We start from the raw sequence: 13,821 nt of genomic DNA, 5'->3' as shown, positions 1-13,821 counted from the left end.
TTGACGCGGTTCGAACCCGGGTAAAACCGCATCCGTGCGACCCCGAATCATCGCCACCGCGCTGACCGGGCTGCTCGTGGTCATGTGCGGGCTGCTCGGCTACTGCTCGGTGCGCCCGCCGGACCATCACGACTTCAAGGTCGCGGCCGGGACGACCGCGCAGGCGGCCCACGACGCGCTGCTCACCGCGGACCTGACCGGCGGGGCCGTGCGCGACGGGCGTGCGACGACGCTGTACGCGACGGTACTGCTGGACGACAGCGCGAAGAGCCTGGCCTCCGCGGTGCGTGACTTCGCCGAGCTGCCCCCGCCCGACGACGCTTCCACGGCGCTGCGCGACCGGCTCCTGCCGCTGCTCGCCGAGGCGGTCGCGCGGCTGCAGGACGCCGCGGCCGACCCGGCGCGCACCGAGGGCCTGCGGCCCCTGGCGGAACGGCTGACCCGGTCGTGAAGAAGACGTTCGCCATCACGCTCGGCATCCTCACCGCGATCGGCGGCTTCGTCGACATCGGCGACATCGTGGCCAACAGCCAGGCCGGGGCCCGGTTCGGGATGTCCCTCGCGTGGGTCGTGCTCGTCGGCGTCGTCGGGATCTGCGTGTACGCCGAGATGGCCGGCCGAGTCGCCGCGGTCTCCGGCCGCCCGGTGTTCGACCTGGTCCGCGAGCGCCTCGGCCCGCGCGCCGGGCTGGTCAACCTCGCCGGCTCCTACCTCGTCACGGTGCTGACCCTCGGCGCGGAGCTCGGCGGCGTCGCGCTCGCGCTGCAGCTGGCCACGAGCGTCAACTACCTGCTGTTCGTGCCCGTCGTCGGATTCGTCGCCTGGGTCGTGCTGTGGCGCACGAAGTTCGAGACGATCGAGCGGGTCTTCGGCCTGCTCGGGCTCGCGCTGGTCGTCTTCGTCGTCGCGCTGCTCAAGCTCGACGCGCCCTGGCACGAGCTGTGGCGGCAGGCGTCGCACCCCGGCCCGAGCGGCGAGGAGAACTGGGGCACGTACTCCTTCCAGGCCATCGCGCTCTTCGGCGCGGCGATGACACCGTACGAGGTGTTCTTCTTCTCCTCCGGCGGCGTCGAGGAGCGCTGGACGGTCAAGGACCTCACGGTCAACAAGGCGAACGTGTTCATCGGCTTCCCGCTCGGGGGCCTGCTCTCCCTGACGCTCATGGCCACCGCCGCGGTCGTGTACCACCCCCTGGACATGCGGCTGGACACGATCGGCCAGTCCGCGCTGCCCGTGGTGCTGGCCCTGGGCAAGCTCGGGCTCGCCGTGGCCATCCTCGGCTTCTTCGCGGCCACGTTCGGGGCGGCGATGGAGACGGGGCTCTCGGCCGGGTACACCATCGCGCAGTACTTCGGCTGGTCCTGGGGCAAGCGGCTGAAGCCGACCCAGGCGGCCCGCTTCCACACCGTCGTGCTCGTGAGCGTCCTCATCGGCCTGGCCGCGCTCGCGACCACCGTCGATCCGGTGCAGCTGACGGAGTACACCCTCATCTTCAGCGCGATCGTGCTGCCCCTGACGTACCTGCCGATCCTGGTCGTCGCCAACGACCGCGACTACCTGGGCGAGCACGTCAACGGCCGGCTCGCCAACACGCTCGGGCTGCTCTATCTCGTCGTCATCCTGGTCGCCGCCGTGGCCGCGATCCCGCTCATGGTCATGACCGGAATGGGAGGCTGACCATGCCGCTGCTCATCGGTTTCGACCTGCTCGACCGGCAGATCGTCGACCTGGCCGGGGAGCCGGTCGGCAAGGTCGACGACCTGGAGCTCACGCTCGGCCCGGACGGCGTGCCCCGCATCGCCGCGCTGCTGGTCGGGCCGCAGGCGCTCGGGCGGCGGCTCGGCGGGCGCCTCGGCGGCTGGGTCTCCAGCGTCGCGGGGCGGCTGTACCCGGCCGAAAATCCGGACCCGATGCGCATCCCGTGGTCCGTCGTCGCGCGCACCGACAGCGCCGTGCACCTCTCGCTGCGCCGCGAGCTGCTCACCGAGCCGGCGCTGGAGGAGTGGCTGCGCGAGCACCTGATCGGCCGGATTCCGGGGGCCCACGATGCCGGCAACTGACCCCGCCCCGGCCGGCCTTCGCGCCAGTGACCTGCTCGGGCGCCGCATCGACGGTACCGCCGGCCGCGTCGCCGATCTCGTCGTGCGCAACGGCGCGATCGTCGCGGTCATCGTCACCCGGCGGCCGTGGGGCCGCCTGCTCGGCTACGAGCGTGAGCAAGTCGCCGGCCCGTGGCTGCTGGAGGTGCTGGCGCGGCGGATCCTGCGCCGCGACAGCGTGGAGATTCCCTGGTCCCGGGCAGCGCCGAGCCTGCTGCGCGGGATAGCCGCGCAGCCGGGGCGCCGCGATTACTGATGCGCCGACACGCGAGAGGGACACGCATTACTCCAGCGCGCCGCGTCCCGCCCGCGGGGCGGGCAACGCGCCCTTTCCCGTCGTACTCTGCAGTTGCATGTGCATCTTGCCGAGACGAACAGGGGTTGCGAGCGTGACCGTGCTGGACAAGACGCCGCGGCTGTTCGGCATCGTCGCCGATCCCGAGGACGACGGCCACTTATCGGTCGTCGCGTGGGGGCACGAGCTGGCCGGGCACGCGGTGACGAGCTGGTTCCTGGCCGACGGGCGCATCGAGGTGGCGGTCTTCGGCTCCGCGCAGGACGCCCTCACCACCGCCGAGGCCCTCTACCCCGCCACCCTGATGTGGCTGCCGATTGGCGATACGCCCCCGAATCTGGAAGGTTGATCCGGGAAAGGGGGCACGGAGGTTGTCGGATGCTGTAACGCGGCGGTGGCAGGAAGCCGACGAGGCCGTCGAGTCCCTCGTGGCCGCCCTGAGCGCCCTGGTCGCCCGGGCCGAGCACCGCAGCAGCCGCAAGCGCCCGCGGGGCCGGGACCTGCCGAAGCGGCGCACCAAGAGCGCCCGCCGTTACCTGGCCGAGGTCATCCGCTCGCACCGCCTCGCGCCGGGCCTGCGGGTCGACCGGAACATGATCGCCGCGCTGTTCACCGGGCACCGCGAGCTGGTCGGCAACCCGGTGCTGGTCGTCGCCGTCGCCCAGGCCTGCGGCATCATCGCGGGCCGGAAGCTGACCGGCAAGGAGGCGGCCCGGATGCGCGCCGCCAGCGAGCGCGTGGCGCGCCTGATCAGACGCGCCCAGGAGGCGGGGCCGGTCCCCGCCCAGGCGCCGATGCCCATCCCGATCCCGGCACCGGCACCGGCACCCCAGCCGGCCGTGGAGACGTCTCCGGTGCCGGTCCGAGCCCCTGAGCCCGAGCCGGCACCCGAAGCCGACGCCTCCCGCACCTACTGGCCGATCGCGGCGGTCGCCCTGCTGCTCGCGCTCGTCGCGCTCTGGGCCTTGCTGGCACGCTGAGCCAGCAGCACCCGCGCGACCATGGCCGGGGTCAGCAGCGACTGCGGCGGGCGCATGAGGTTCGAGACCTCGAGGAAGCGCCGGGCCACGGCCGCGTCGACGCCGGTCGCGCGCTGGACCCGGGCGACGTACGCGTTCAGCACCTCCATCCGCCGCGTCCGCGCCCCCTCCACGTCCGGGTAGGCGAGGTCCCCGCCGGCCGACATGTCCCAGGGGACGTCCACGATCCGCCCCGCCCGCGCGTAGAAGCGCCGCGGCAGCCCGTCGATGCCGTCGCGGGCCGCGAGCCCGAGCGCGCGGGCCTGGGCGACGGCGACCGTCATCCCCTGGCCGTACGCCGGGTTGAACGCACACACCGCGTCCCCGATCGACACGAACCGCTCGGGCAGCCGGGTCATCCGCTCGTAGTACCGCCGCACGCTGCCGGGCAGCCGCAGCCGCACCGGGTCGCCCAGCGGCTCCGACGCGGCCAGGAGCCGGTGCAGCCCCGGGTCGGGCAGCTTGGCGGCGAACTCGAGGAACTCGTCGGGGTCGGTGGGCGGGGCCTGCCCGGCACCGACGCCGAGCAGCGTGACCATCCACCGGTCGCCGTCGACGCCGAGGGCGATGCCGCCGTAGGGCCGCGCGGGCCCGCCGGGCGCGTTCAGGATCGCCGCGAAGTCCTCGCGCCCGGGCACGCGGCGGTACTCGCGGGAGACGTACACCGTGCCGGCGTCGATGCGCTCCTCGACCGGCCGCTCGAAGCCCAGCGCGGCGAGCCAGGTCACGCCCCGGTTGCCGCGCCCGGTGGCGTCGACGACGAGATCGGCGTGGACCTCGTGCTCGGCGCCGTGCGCGGGCCGGACGGTCGCGCCGGTGACCCGGGCGCCGTCGAAGAGCAGGCCGGTGGCCTCGTGGCCGTCGAGCACGACGACGCCGGGCAGCGCCGCGACCCGCCGGCGCAGCACGGACTCGAGCAGCGCCCGGCTGACGCAGAGCCCGGCGAGACCGGAGACGGCGCGGGGTGCGGGCCGGTCGCCGAAGACCCAGACGCCGTCGCGCTGCAGGTCGAGCGGAACCGCGCCGTGCTCGGCGAGCTCGTCGACGATTCCGGGGAAGAGCTCCTCGATCACCTGCCGGCCGTGCGCGAGGAGTCCGTGGGCGTGCTCGGCCTGGGGGACGCCGCGGCGCGGCGTCGGCCCGTCGGGCAGGGTGTCACGGTCGAATACAGTGACGCGCTCGAAGGAGTCGAGCAGGGCGCGGGCGGCGGTGAGCCCCGCGATGCTGCCCCCGAGCACGATGGCGTGGCGCTGAGAGTCGGACATGCCCTCCAATTATGTTGACCGATTCGTGACCGGCCGTCAGCAACGAGACACTGTCCGGCTGTCAGCGTTCTGTATCACCGCTGGTGAGGGCGTCGTGGGCCCGCTGGCGCATGGCCGGGGGGATGAGTTCCAGGAGCTGGTCGGGGCGCAGGGGCAGGTCCAGCAGGCTGAGCTTGATCCGGCTGCGGCTGGCGTGCTCGGCGGCGGAAAAGCGCACGATCTCGGCCGCGGCGCGGCGCAGGGTCGTGGTGATGCGGTCGCCGGGGCCGAGGGTGGCGGCGGCGGTACCGTCGACATCCACCGCGATCGGCGCGCTGTCCGGGGCCACGGTCAGGCTCACCCGGTCGCCGGCGCCGAGGACCACCGCGCGGCTGATGCCCGCCATCGGGGCGACCGGCGTGACGACGACGGCGTCCGAGGACGGCGACAGCACCGGGCCCCCGGCCGCGTAGTTGTAGGCCGTCGAGCCGGTCGGCGTCGCCACGACCACGGCGTCGGCCTTGTAGTAGCCGTACCGCACGTCGTTCACGGCCAGGTCGACGGAGACGGCCCCGGTGCGCACCGCCCGCGCGAGGACCACGTCGTTGAAGCCGAACCCGGTCGCCAGCGCCTGCCCGTCGGCGCTCGCCTCGAGCCCGGCGTGCCGCTCGATCGTGAAGTCGCCGGCCGCGAGCCGGGCGAGCGCGGCGGGCAGCTCGGGCGGCGAGACCTCGGCGAGGAACCCGAGATTGCCGTGGTTGACCCCGAGAATCGGCACCGGCCGGTCGACGACGAGCCGCATCGCGCCCAGGATCGTGCCGTCCCCGCCGAGCGCGATGAGCCCGTCGACGTCCGCCACGAACGCGTCGTCGGCGACGGTACCGACGGCGTCGGGCAGCCGCTCCCGGTCCCGTTCGCGGGCGACGACCCGGACGGGATGCTCACCCGCGGCCGCGAGGATCGCCGCGACGGACTCGGCGACCGGCTTGCGCGGATGCAGCACGAGCCCGACGGTGCCGACCTTGTCTTCGACGCGCATGCAACCAGTCTGCCCGCTCCCGCCGCCGCGCACCGCCGCGGGGCCGCGCGGACGCGCATGCGACCGGTGTGCCCGCTGCCGCCGCCGCGCACCGCCGCGGGGCCGTGCCCGGGTGCGGCTCAGGTGTGCGCGTGCCGGCTCAGCGCCGCGTCCACGTCGGCGTCGGTGAGCTGGGCGAAGTCGGTGTACCACTGCCCCACCGCGGCGAAGTTCTCGGGCGTGTGCAGGCAGACGACGGTCACGGCCTCGGCGAGGCGCTCGCGGGCCTGCTCCGAGCAGACGGGCACGGCCAGGACGATCCGCTCGGGGCGCCGCGCCGAGAGCCAGCGCACGGCGGCGTGGGCGGTGACCCCGGTGGCCAGGCCGTCGTCGATGAGCACCACGTGGCGGCCGGCGACCGCCGGGGCCGGCCGCCGCCGGCGGTAGCGCGCGACCCGCCGGTCCAGCTCGGCCCGCTCGGCGGCGACGGTCGGGGCGAGGTCGGCGGCGGTCAGGCCGAGGTAGCGCAGGGCGGTGTCGTCGAACACGGGCGGCCCGTCCTCGGCCATCGCGCCGACGCCGAACTCCACGTGCCCGGGCGCCCCGATCTTGCGGACGATGACGATGTCGAGCTCGGCACCCAGGCGCTCGGCCACCGGCACGGCGACGGGTACCCCACCGCGGGGCAGCGCCAGCACCAGCGGCTCATCGCCGGCCAGTCCCTGCCGCTGCAGCTCCACGGCCAGGGCCCGCCCGGCCTCCGTACGGTCGGCGAACAGCATCGCGGCCTCCTCAGGCGGTACCGAACCCTCTACCCGCTCCGGGCGCGGCCATGCGTGATCGGTCGACCGGCGGGTAGGCGGATCCCATGAGCACTGCAATCCAGTCCGCCGGGGTCGTGCTCGACGCCGACGTGACCGTGCCGCCGGACTCGCGCGGGCTGGTGCTGTTCGCGCACGGCAGCGGCAGCTCGCGCCTGAGCCCGCGCAACCGCATGGTCGCCGAGCGCCTCAACGGCGTCGGGCTCGCCACGGTGCTGACCGACCTGCTCACGCCGGCCGAGGACGAGTCGCCGCTCGACGCGCGCTTCGACATCGGGTTGCTCGCCGAGCGGCTGACCGGTGTCGCCGACTGGATCGCCGGCCTGGCGGTGCCGGGCCGGCTCCCGCTGGGGCTGTTCGGCGCGAGCACCGGCGCGGCCGCCGCCCTGCTGACCGCGGCCGAGCGCCCCGGCCAGGTGCGCGCGGTGGTCTCGCGCGGCGGCCGCCCCGATCTCGCCGGTTCTCGCCTGCCCGAGGTCACGGCACCGGTACTGCTGATCGTCGGCGAACGCGACGAGGCGGTCCTCGAGCTCAACCGCGCCGCGGATCGCGAGCTCGGCGGCGAGTCGGCGCTGTGGGTCGTGCCGGGCGCGACGCACCTGTTCTCCGAGCCCGGCACGCTCGGCCAGGTCGCGGGCGCGGCGGCGCAGTGGTTCGCCCGCCACCTCGCCCACGTCGAGCTGAACCTGGACGACTACCTCCCCGACGCCTGAGACGGGCGCGGCCGGAAAGCGCCGCGCCCGCCCCTGGCTCCGCCGGGCGGCTCAGCTCGCGTAGGCCTTCACCTCGAGCAGGCCGACCGAGTTGGTGCCGTTGGACTGCAGCAGCACCCGCAGCCGGGTCGTGGAGACCTGGGTGAAGGTCACCGTGATGTACGCGTTCGCGGTGACCGGGTAGCCGCTCGCCCCGGGCACGTCGGCGTACGCGCTGCCGGTCCAGTACTGCAGCTTCCAGCTCGAGGGCACGTCGATGCCCTGGTTGTCGTCGAACAGGTACACCTGCGCCCGCTTGAGCGTCTGGGCGCCCGTCCACTGCAGTTCGGCCCACTGCTGCCCGCTGTTGGGCCACGTCCCCCAGCGCGGGTTCACGCTGTCGTTGGACGAGGGCGGGTCGATCCCGTCGTTGATGGCGTTCACCGACTCCCACGGCGACGTGTACGACGCCGACGGTGTCGCCGAGCGCGCGAGGTTGCTGTCGGGCTGGGACTGGCCGCCCTTGATCAGGAACAGGTTGTCGGCGACGTTGTAGTACCTCGACAGGTACGAGCCGGTCGGCGGGTTGGTGCTGTAGTAGTCGTCGTGGTTGCAGTCCAGCCGGTCGTCGTGCGACCGGTTGGTGCACACCGTGCGGATGACGACGCTCGGGTCGTCCTGGTAACACATGACGTCCCACTCGTCGACGCAGTGGCCGAAGCCGGACGCGTTGGGCGCGTTGTTGTTGACGGCGCCGAGGGTGTGGCCGAGCTCGTGCGCGGCCACGCCGGCGACCCAGCAGCCGTTGTCGGCGCGGGCGTACTCCGGGCCGGTGTTCGACCGGTTGGCGTCGCTCTTCGTGGTGTCGCCCGCGAGCCCGCCGATGCCGCAGTACACGTTGGCGTCGACGAACTGCAGGTACTTACGGTCGGTGCGGGTGTACCCGGCCGCCTTGACCGCGTTGAGCAGCGGCGCCCAGTCGTTCGCGTTCAGGGCGGAGTCGGCGATCGTCACGTCGCGGACCACGGGCCGGCAGGCGCCGTTGACGGTCTCGGTCACGTACCGCACGTGCCGCTCCCCGCCGGTCTCCTTCGCGCTCTCGTTGAAGATCGTGTCGACGCCCTCGGCCAGGGTGCGGAACGTCTCCAAGTACTGCGCGTACCGGCTGGTCGAGCCGTGGACGTAGAGGACCTCGACGCGCTTGCCGCTGGTCCCGTCGCCCTCGCAGACGGCAAGCGCCTGGGTGGACGCCGCGGCCGCGGCCAGCGGCTGGATGCTCGACTTGACCTGCAGCCCGGCCGGCGGCGCGTCCGGGCCGTGCGTGCACATGACGGGGCTGGTCCCCTTGACCTCGAGCAGGCCGGCGCCGCACGGTCCGGCGGGGCGGCGCTGCAGGCCGTTGTACACGAGCCCCTTCGCGGGCTCGTCGGCCGGCACGGCCGTGAGGTCGGCGGTCCGGCTGGTCCGCTCGCCGGCGTAGGCGGTGCCGGCGAGGATACCGGTGACGACGAGGCCGACGGCGGCGACCACGGCGACGACGATCCGTGTGGGTCCGGATCTGGGCATGAGGCGATCTCCCTTCCCAGGGTGAGACGAACGTCGATTGCCCCATATGGGAGACATCGACGAAAGCCTTTTCGAAAACCCTGGCGGCACCGATCGCCGCAAGTCAATGCTTGTGACGACTTGTGCCAAGACTTAACCGCCACCAAAGTCAGCCCGCGCGCGCCGAAAACCTTTCGACGTGAAAGGTTCACGGACTCCCCCGCGAGGTTCGCCATCGCGCGCGCCGCCCGCCGCCGCGCGGCAGTCCGATCACGATCATCGGGAAGCCCATTGAGCGCGTATCGCGACCACCGGCCGGGCCGATTTCGATCAGTCCGGCGGTGATCGCAGGCGGGCGACGCCTACCCCGGCCGCTGGTCCCGCGATTCGGTCTGAGCCCACAGCGGCGTCGCAGGGTTCGGCTCAGGAGCGGGCAACGCGGGTCGCGGAGCCGGCTCCGGGCCCGAGGCGGGCGGCGGGACCGGGGTCGAGTCGCGCGTCGGGGTCGAGTCGGGCGTCGGGGTCGAGTCGGGCGGCGGTGTCGGGGCCGCCGCCGCGGCGCGGGCGGCCTGGCGCTCCTGCCACAGCTGCTGCGTCCGGCCGCCCACCTTGCGCGCGACCCCGGCCGTGCGGTCCCCGAGCTCCCGCGCCCGCTTCGCCCCCGCCGCGCCGAGGGCCTGCGACTGCTGCCCGACCTTCGAGTTGAGCGCCTGCTGCACCGGCGCGGTCTGGATGAGCCGCTCCGCGCCCTGCCGCGCGACCGCCGCCGCGTCCGCCGCCGCCGCGGCCGTTTTGCGCGCCGCGGCCGCCGCCGCGTCCGTGGTCCGCCGCGCCGCCTCCGGCAGGTGCTCCGCGCCGCGCCGCCGGGCCGCGGCCGCCGCCTCCGCCGCAACCTGAGCCGCGACCACCGCCGCGTCCGCGCCCATGCGCCCGGCGACCAGCGCCGCGCCCGAAACCTGCTGACCGGCGACCACGGCCGCGCCCGAAGCGCGCTGACCGGCGACCAGCGCCGCGCCGGAGGCCCGCTGGCCGGCGACCACCGCGGCGCCGGAGGTGCGCCGGGCGAGTTCGGCGGCGCGGGCCGCGACCTGCGCGTAGAGGGCGCGCCGGACCACGATCGTGCCGGCCGCGCGGTCGACGAGCGTGCGGTGCCGGGGCCCGAACGCGGGCAGCAGGTTCACCCACCACACCAGCGTGGCGACGGCGAGCACGAGGACACCGAAGGAGAATTCGCCGTACACCGCCAGCGCCAGCCCGATCCCGACCAGCCCGGTCTCGACCAGCGTCGTGGCGAACGCGCGCCGCAGCGCGAACCGCCCGCCCGCGCCGGCCGTGCCCACCCTGGTGTCGGCGAGCACCTTGCCGAGCGTCGCGCCCCGCCAGGCGAGCATCGACCCCTGGTACGCGAACTGCAGCACCGGCACCGCGAGCACGGCGAGGATGAGCGGCAACGCCAGCTCGAACCACCGGCCGGAGGCGACCGCCCGCAGCCCGCCCTCGCCCGCGCCGCGGTGCGTGACGAGCCCGACCAGCCGGGCGACCCCGGCCTGAGCCGCGACCCCGCCGACGTATTCGGGCAGCCCGCGCACCAGGTCCCAGAACGCGAACGCGACGAGCGCCAGCCCGGGCACCATGACGATCAGGTAGTCGATCCACCATCCGAAGAGCCGGCGCCCGAGCCCGGCCCGCTTGGGCTCCGTGACGACCTCGGCGGGCGGAACCGGAGCCGGAACGACCCAGGGCTGCGGCTGGTACGAGGGATCGAACACGATGACTCACCTTAGAGCATGCCCCGCCCCTGTGGCGCCCGACGAACCCCGCCGTCGGCTACCTCGGCACCAGGTCCGGCACCGCGGTCACCGGCGGGTGGGCGGAGGCGCCGGCCCTGTTCGTGATCATTCTCGGTCCGGGCTTCCTGAATCCCCTGCGGACGTCTGGGCGCTGACGAGGTCGGGCTCCGCCTTGGGCCGGGGGCGGGTGCGCCACAGCACGAGGACGGCGGCGATGAAGACGATCGCGCTCGTGAAGGTGTTCAGGCGCAGGCCCAGGATGTGGTTCACGGTGTCGACGCGGAGCATCTCGACCCACCCCCGGCCCACCGTGTAGGCGGCCACGCACAGGGCGAAGGCCCGCCCGTTCGTGAGGTGGAAGCGGCGCTCGGCCCAGATCACGAGCGCGGCGACGCCGAGGCACCACAGCGCCTCGTACAGGAACGTCGGGTGGTACAGGGCGATGTCGCGGGTCGCGGCCGGGCGGTGCGCGGGATCGATGCGCAGCGCCCACGGCAGGTTGGTCGGCCGCCCGTAGAGCTCCTGGTTGAAGTAGTTCCCGAGCCGGCCGATCGCCTCCGCGAGGGCCACCCCGGGCGCGGCGGCGTCGGCGAACGACGGCAGCGAGATCCCGAGGCGCCGGCAGCCGATCCAGGCACCGACCGCGCCGAGCGCGATGGCGCCCCAGATGCCGAGGCCGCCGTCCCAGATGAACAGCGCGCGGATGGGGCTGCGGCCCTCGGCGAAGTACAACTCCGGGTCCGTGACGACGTGGTAGATCCGCCCGCCGGCGATGCCGAACGGAACCGCCCAGATGGCGACGTCCACGACGTCCTCACCGCGGCCGCCGGAGGCCACCCACCGCCGCTGCGTCAACCAGACGGCGACGATGATCCCGGCGATGATGCACAGCGCGTAGGCGCGGATCGGCACCGGGCCGAGGTGCCACACGCCCCGCGCCGGGCTGGGGATGGCGGCGAGCAGCGGCTGAAGCTCCATCGGACTACTCTTGCACGGCGCGCGCGGTGACCAGCCACAGCCCGGCGGGTAGCCGGTAGCCGGTGCCCGGGACACGGAAGCGGTCGAGCAGCCGGGCCGCCCCCGCACGGGCCGCCGCCCGGCCGTCCGGTCCCGCGGCGCGGTACGGCGGGCCCGCCGGCCCGAGCTCGATGAGCCACTCGGCGACGATCTCGGGCTCGTCGGGCGGCTCGAGCACGACGTCGACCGGCTCGACCGCGATCACGCCGAAGCCGGCCGCGGCGAGGATCCGGTACGCGCGGCCCGGGTCCGCCCACGCGAACGGGCCCGGCTCGTCGCCGACCGGCAGCGGCGGCAGCGCGCCCAGGTGCGGTGCGGCGCCGAGCAGGGCCGCGGGCAGCCACGGGTTCGCGGCCGCGTCCCGGAAGACGGTGGCCGCCAGCGGGGCGCCCGGGCGCAGCGAGCGGCGGATGGCCGAGCAGTCGGCGAGCAGCATCAGCGCGGTCCGGGAGAAGGCCGCGTCGAACGGCGCGCCCGGGATCTCCCGGACGGCCTCCACGTCGGCGCACACGAACGCGACGTCCGGGAAGCGGCGGCGGGCGGCGGCGATCATCTCGGCGGAGACGTCGACGCCGACCGCGCCCAGTTCGGCCGTGGAGCCGCCGCAGCCGCAGCCCACGTCGACGATCCGCCGCCCGGCCCCGGCCCCGAGCCACTCGATCGCCGCGGCTCCCAGCGGGCGTCCGACGGTGTCGGTGCGCTCGGCGTGCCGGACCCACCCCGGCGCGGCCTGCGACCAGAAGCCCGACATCAGAAGGGCATCTCGTCGCCGTCGACGGTCAGCACCCGGAAGCCGGCCGCCAGCGCGGGGTCGAACCCGTCCTGCTGCGCGGCGAGTCCCGCGGCCCGCACCAGCCGCTCCGACTGGAACCGGCGGAACGCGTCCTCGTCCTGCCACACGTTGACGATCCGCCAGCCGCCCTCCATCGGCCCGGCCACGTGGGCCAGCAGGCCCGGCGGGCGGTCCGGGCCGAGGTTGCGCTCGACCATGCGGAAGATCTCCTCGCTGACCCCGGGCATGTCCTGCACGACACCGAACGGCATCGCCACCACCTCCGTTGAATAGAGTGAACCTCTATCCAATAGAGGACTACCCTACAATGGTGGCTGTCAAGCGTCGGTACGAGTCGGCTCGGCGACAGGAGCAGGCGCGGCAGACGCGGCGGGCGATCCTGGGCGCGGCCGCGAAGCTGTTCGTGGACCCCGGCTACGCCGCGACCCCGCTCACCACCGTCGCGGCCGAGGCGGGCGTGGCCATCCAGACCGTCTACGCGGTGTTCGGCAGCAAGCGCCAGCTGCTCTCCGAGCTGGTCGACGTCACCATCGCCGGCGACGACGAGCCGGTGGCGCTGCCCGAGCGGGACTTCGTCGCCGAGATCCGGGCGCTGGCCGACCCGCGGGCCAAGCTCGCCCGCTACGCCCGGCACCTCTCCGGCGTCAACGCGCGGCTCGCCGACGTCCTCATCGCCCTGGCGGGGGCGGCCAGCGCCGACCCGGACGCGGCCGAGATCTGGCGCAAGAACGCCGACGAGCGCCGGCACGGGATGCGCATGTTCGCCACCGACCTTGCCGGCTCCGGGGACCTGCGACCCGGCCACGACCTCGAGTCGGCGGCCGACGTGCTGTGGCTCGCCATGGACATCCGCAACTACGACTGGCTGGTCCGGCAGCGGGGGTGGAGCGTCGAGCGGTACGAGCGCTGGTACGTCGACACCGTCGCCGCCGCGCTGCTCGGCCCCGCCTAACGCACCCAGGCCATCGACTCGCCCGTCGCCAGCTCGTACCGCAGCACCTCGGCGAGCAGGACCAGCCGCCCGTCGGGGAGGCTCCGGCACCCGGGCCACACGATCCCGCGCAGCCTGGGGTTCTGCACGACCCGCAGCGACTCGCTGGAGTCCAGCTCGTGTCCCTGCTCGTCGCACCAGGCGACGACGGCGGCCCAGAACCGCTCGATCGCCGCCCAGGCCGCGATGGTCCGCGGCCCGCGCAGCGGCAGCAGCTCGTCGGTGCTCAGCAGGTCCGCGGACCCGTGCGAGGCGGCGTTCTGCAGCCCCTCGACGAAGCGCAGCGCCTCCCGCTGGGCGACCTCGTCCCCGCCGAGCAGGTCCTCGGCCGCGGCGAGCGCCGGAGCGATGCGTCCGCCCTCGCGGCGCAGCACCTCCATGACGACGTCCGGCACCGGGATCGCGCCGCCGGCGGTGGGCAGCCCGGCGGCGGCCATGAGCCGCTGGACGGGCGGCAGCGGACGGCGTTTGAACAATGGCACGGCGCGATCATGCCA

General features: G+C 74.3%; 17 protein-coding genes. 8 read left to right on the top strand and 9 right to left on the bottom strand.

Annotated elements, in window-relative coordinates; all coding sequences use genetic code 11:
• Nucleotides 1–34: 34 nt before the first annotated feature.
• From AC6JBM_RS12730 to AC6JBM_RS12705, 6 genes are all read left to right on the top strand, one after another.
• A complete protein-coding gene (locus AC6JBM_RS12730; RefSeq protein ID WP_497983807.1) occupies nt 35–451 on the top strand; it encodes a hypothetical protein in 417 nt (138 codons plus the stop codon).
• Nucleotides 448–1,677 carry an NRAMP family divalent metal transporter gene (locus AC6JBM_RS12725; RefSeq protein WP_497983806.1) on the top strand — a complete coding sequence of 410 codons (1,230 nt, stop codon included), beginning with the start codon at nt 448–450 and terminating at the stop codon, nt 1,675–1,677. Before AC6JBM_RS12730 ends, AC6JBM_RS12725 begins: the two co-directional genes overlap by 4 nt.
• A 2-nt stretch (nt 1,678–1,679) precedes the next feature.
• Complete coding sequence (locus tag AC6JBM_RS12720) at nt 1,680–2,060, top strand: hypothetical protein (protein WP_497983805.1); 381 nt, start codon at nt 1,680–1,682, stop codon at nt 2,058–2,060.
• Nucleotides 2,047–2,355, top strand: a complete 309-nt coding sequence (locus tag AC6JBM_RS12715) for a hypothetical protein (RefSeq protein ID WP_497983804.1) — start codon at nt 2,047–2,049, stop codon at nt 2,353–2,355. The genes AC6JBM_RS12720 and AC6JBM_RS12715 overlap by 14 nt, the downstream gene beginning before the upstream one ends.
• Before the next feature lie 133 nt (nt 2,356–2,488).
• Nucleotides 2,489–2,743, top strand: a complete 255-nt coding sequence (locus tag AC6JBM_RS12710; RefSeq protein WP_497983803.1) for a hypothetical protein — start codon at nt 2,489–2,491, stop codon at nt 2,741–2,743.
• 22 nt (nt 2,744–2,765) lie between these two features.
• A complete protein-coding gene (locus AC6JBM_RS12705) occupies nt 2,766–3,374 on the top strand; it encodes a hypothetical protein (RefSeq protein ID WP_497983802.1) in 609 nt (202 codons plus the stop codon).
• On the opposite strand, the gene AC6JBM_RS12700 is transcribed toward AC6JBM_RS12705, so the two are convergent.
• The 3 genes from AC6JBM_RS12700 to AC6JBM_RS12690 all read right to left on the bottom strand — a co-directional run bounded on the left by AC6JBM_RS12700 (nt 3,305) and on the right by AC6JBM_RS12690 (nt 6,457).
• Nucleotides 3,305–4,678 carry an NAD(P)/FAD-dependent oxidoreductase gene (locus tag AC6JBM_RS12700; RefSeq protein ID WP_497983801.1) on the bottom strand — a complete coding sequence of 458 codons (1,374 nt, stop codon included), beginning with the start codon at nt 4,676–4,678 and terminating at the stop codon, nt 3,305–3,307. The genes AC6JBM_RS12705 and AC6JBM_RS12700 overlap by 70 nt on opposite strands.
• 61 nt (nt 4,679–4,739) lie before the next feature.
• Nucleotides 4,740–5,696, bottom strand: a complete 957-nt coding sequence (locus tag AC6JBM_RS12695) for an NAD(+)/NADH kinase (protein WP_497983800.1) — start codon at nt 5,694–5,696, stop codon at nt 4,740–4,742.
• Between the two features lie 119 nt (nt 5,697–5,815).
• Nucleotides 5,816–6,457, bottom strand: coding sequence for a phosphoribosyltransferase (locus tag AC6JBM_RS12690; protein WP_350624692.1), 642 nt, complete (start codon nt 6,455–6,457; stop codon nt 5,816–5,818).
• Between the two features lie 86 nt (nt 6,458–6,543).
• Here AC6JBM_RS12690 and AC6JBM_RS12685 point away from each other — a divergent pair, with 86 nt between their 5' ends.
• Nucleotides 6,544–7,209, top strand: coding sequence for a dienelactone hydrolase family protein (locus AC6JBM_RS12685; RefSeq protein WP_497983799.1), 666 nt, complete (start codon nt 6,544–6,546; stop codon nt 7,207–7,209).
• Between the two features lie 51 nt (nt 7,210–7,260).
• Here AC6JBM_RS12685 and AC6JBM_RS12680 read toward each other — a convergent pair whose 3' ends face one another.
• The 5 genes from AC6JBM_RS12680 to AC6JBM_RS12660 all read right to left on the bottom strand — a co-directional run bounded on the left by AC6JBM_RS12680 (nt 7,261) and on the right by AC6JBM_RS12660 (nt 12,584).
• Nucleotides 7,261–8,754, bottom strand: a complete 1,494-nt coding sequence (locus AC6JBM_RS12680; protein ID WP_497983798.1) for a DUF7402 domain-containing protein — start codon at nt 8,752–8,754, stop codon at nt 7,261–7,263.
• A 341-nt stretch (nt 8,755–9,095) separates the two neighbouring features.
• Nucleotides 9,096–10,502 (bottom strand): RDD family protein, encoded by a 1,407-nt coding sequence (locus tag AC6JBM_RS12675; protein ID WP_497983797.1) that lies wholly within the window; start codon nt 10,500–10,502, stop codon nt 9,096–9,098.
• A gap of 126 nt (nt 10,503–10,628) precedes the next feature.
• The gene (gene lgt, locus AC6JBM_RS12670; protein WP_497983796.1) at nt 10,629–11,501 is read right to left on the bottom strand and encodes a prolipoprotein diacylglyceryl transferase; all 873 of its coding nucleotides are present in this window, start codon (nt 11,499–11,501) and stop codon (nt 10,629–10,631) included.
• A gap of 4 nt (nt 11,502–11,505) precedes the next feature.
• On the bottom strand, nt 11,506–12,291 hold the full coding sequence (locus AC6JBM_RS12665) for a class I SAM-dependent methyltransferase (protein WP_497983795.1): 786 nt from the start codon (nt 12,289–12,291) through the stop codon (nt 11,506–11,508).
• Complete coding sequence (locus tag AC6JBM_RS12660) at nt 12,291–12,584, bottom strand: hypothetical protein (protein WP_497983794.1); 294 nt, start codon at nt 12,582–12,584, stop codon at nt 12,291–12,293. The genes AC6JBM_RS12665 and AC6JBM_RS12660 overlap by 1 nt, the downstream gene beginning before the upstream one ends.
• A 56-nt stretch (nt 12,585–12,640) precedes the next feature.
• On the opposite strand from AC6JBM_RS12660, the gene AC6JBM_RS12655 reads away from it, so the two are divergent.
• Nucleotides 12,641–13,285, top strand: a complete 645-nt coding sequence (locus AC6JBM_RS12655) for a TetR/AcrR family transcriptional regulator (protein WP_497983793.1) — start codon at nt 12,641–12,643, stop codon at nt 13,283–13,285.
• Here the strand turns inward: AC6JBM_RS12655 and AC6JBM_RS12650 are convergent.
• On the bottom strand, nt 13,282–13,806 hold the full coding sequence (locus tag AC6JBM_RS12650) for a hypothetical protein (protein WP_497983792.1): 525 nt from the start codon (nt 13,804–13,806) through the stop codon (nt 13,282–13,284). The genes AC6JBM_RS12655 and AC6JBM_RS12650 overlap by 4 nt on opposite strands.
• Nucleotides 13,807–13,821 lie beyond the last annotated feature (15 nt).

It is taken from the genome of Dactylosporangium thailandense, assembly GCF_059739745.1.
Note: the sequence above shows the minus strand (reverse complement) of the source record. Positions and strands in the feature narration are given on the sequence as shown.

What these genes read in the sequence shown, in the direction of transcription:
- AC6JBM_RS12720 (WP_497983805.1), top strand. Translation starts at nt 1,680, where the DNA reads ATGCCGCTGCTCATCGGTTTCGACCTGCTCGACCGGCAGATCGTCGAC.
- AC6JBM_RS12715 (WP_497983804.1), top strand. Translation starts at nt 2,047, where the DNA reads ATGCCGGCAACTGACCCCGCCCCGGCCGGCCTTCGCGCCAGTGACCTG.
- AC6JBM_RS12700 (WP_497983801.1), bottom strand. Translation starts at nt 4,678, where the DNA reads ATGTCCGACTCTCAGCGCCACGCCATCGTGCTCGGGGGCAGCATCGCG.
- AC6JBM_RS12695 (WP_497983800.1), bottom strand. Translation starts at nt 5,696, where the DNA reads ATGCGCGTCGAAGACAAGGTCGGCACCGTCGGGCTCGTGCTGCATCCG.
- AC6JBM_RS12690 (WP_350624692.1), bottom strand. Translation starts at nt 6,457, where the DNA reads ATGCTGTTCGCCGACCGTACGGAGGCCGGGCGGGCCCTGGCCGTGGAG.
- AC6JBM_RS12685 (WP_497983799.1), top strand. Translation starts at nt 6,544, where the DNA reads ATGAGCACTGCAATCCAGTCCGCCGGGGTCGTGCTCGACGCCGACGTG.
- AC6JBM_RS12680 (WP_497983798.1), bottom strand. Translation starts at nt 8,754, where the DNA reads ATGCCCAGATCCGGACCCACACGGATCGTCGTCGCCGTGGTCGCCGCC.
- lgt (WP_497983796.1), bottom strand. Translation starts at nt 11,501, where the DNA reads ATGGAGCTTCAGCCGCTGCTCGCCGCCATCCCCAGCCCGGCGCGGGGC.
- AC6JBM_RS12665 (WP_497983795.1), bottom strand. Translation starts at nt 12,291, where the DNA reads ATGTCGGGCTTCTGGTCGCAGGCCGCGCCGGGGTGGGTCCGGCACGCC.
- AC6JBM_RS12660 (WP_497983794.1), bottom strand. Translation starts at nt 12,584, where the DNA reads ATGCCGTTCGGTGTCGTGCAGGACATGCCCGGGGTCAGCGAGGAGATC.
- AC6JBM_RS12655 (WP_497983793.1), top strand. Translation starts at nt 12,641, where the DNA reads ATGGTGGCTGTCAAGCGTCGGTACGAGTCGGCTCGGCGACAGGAGCAG.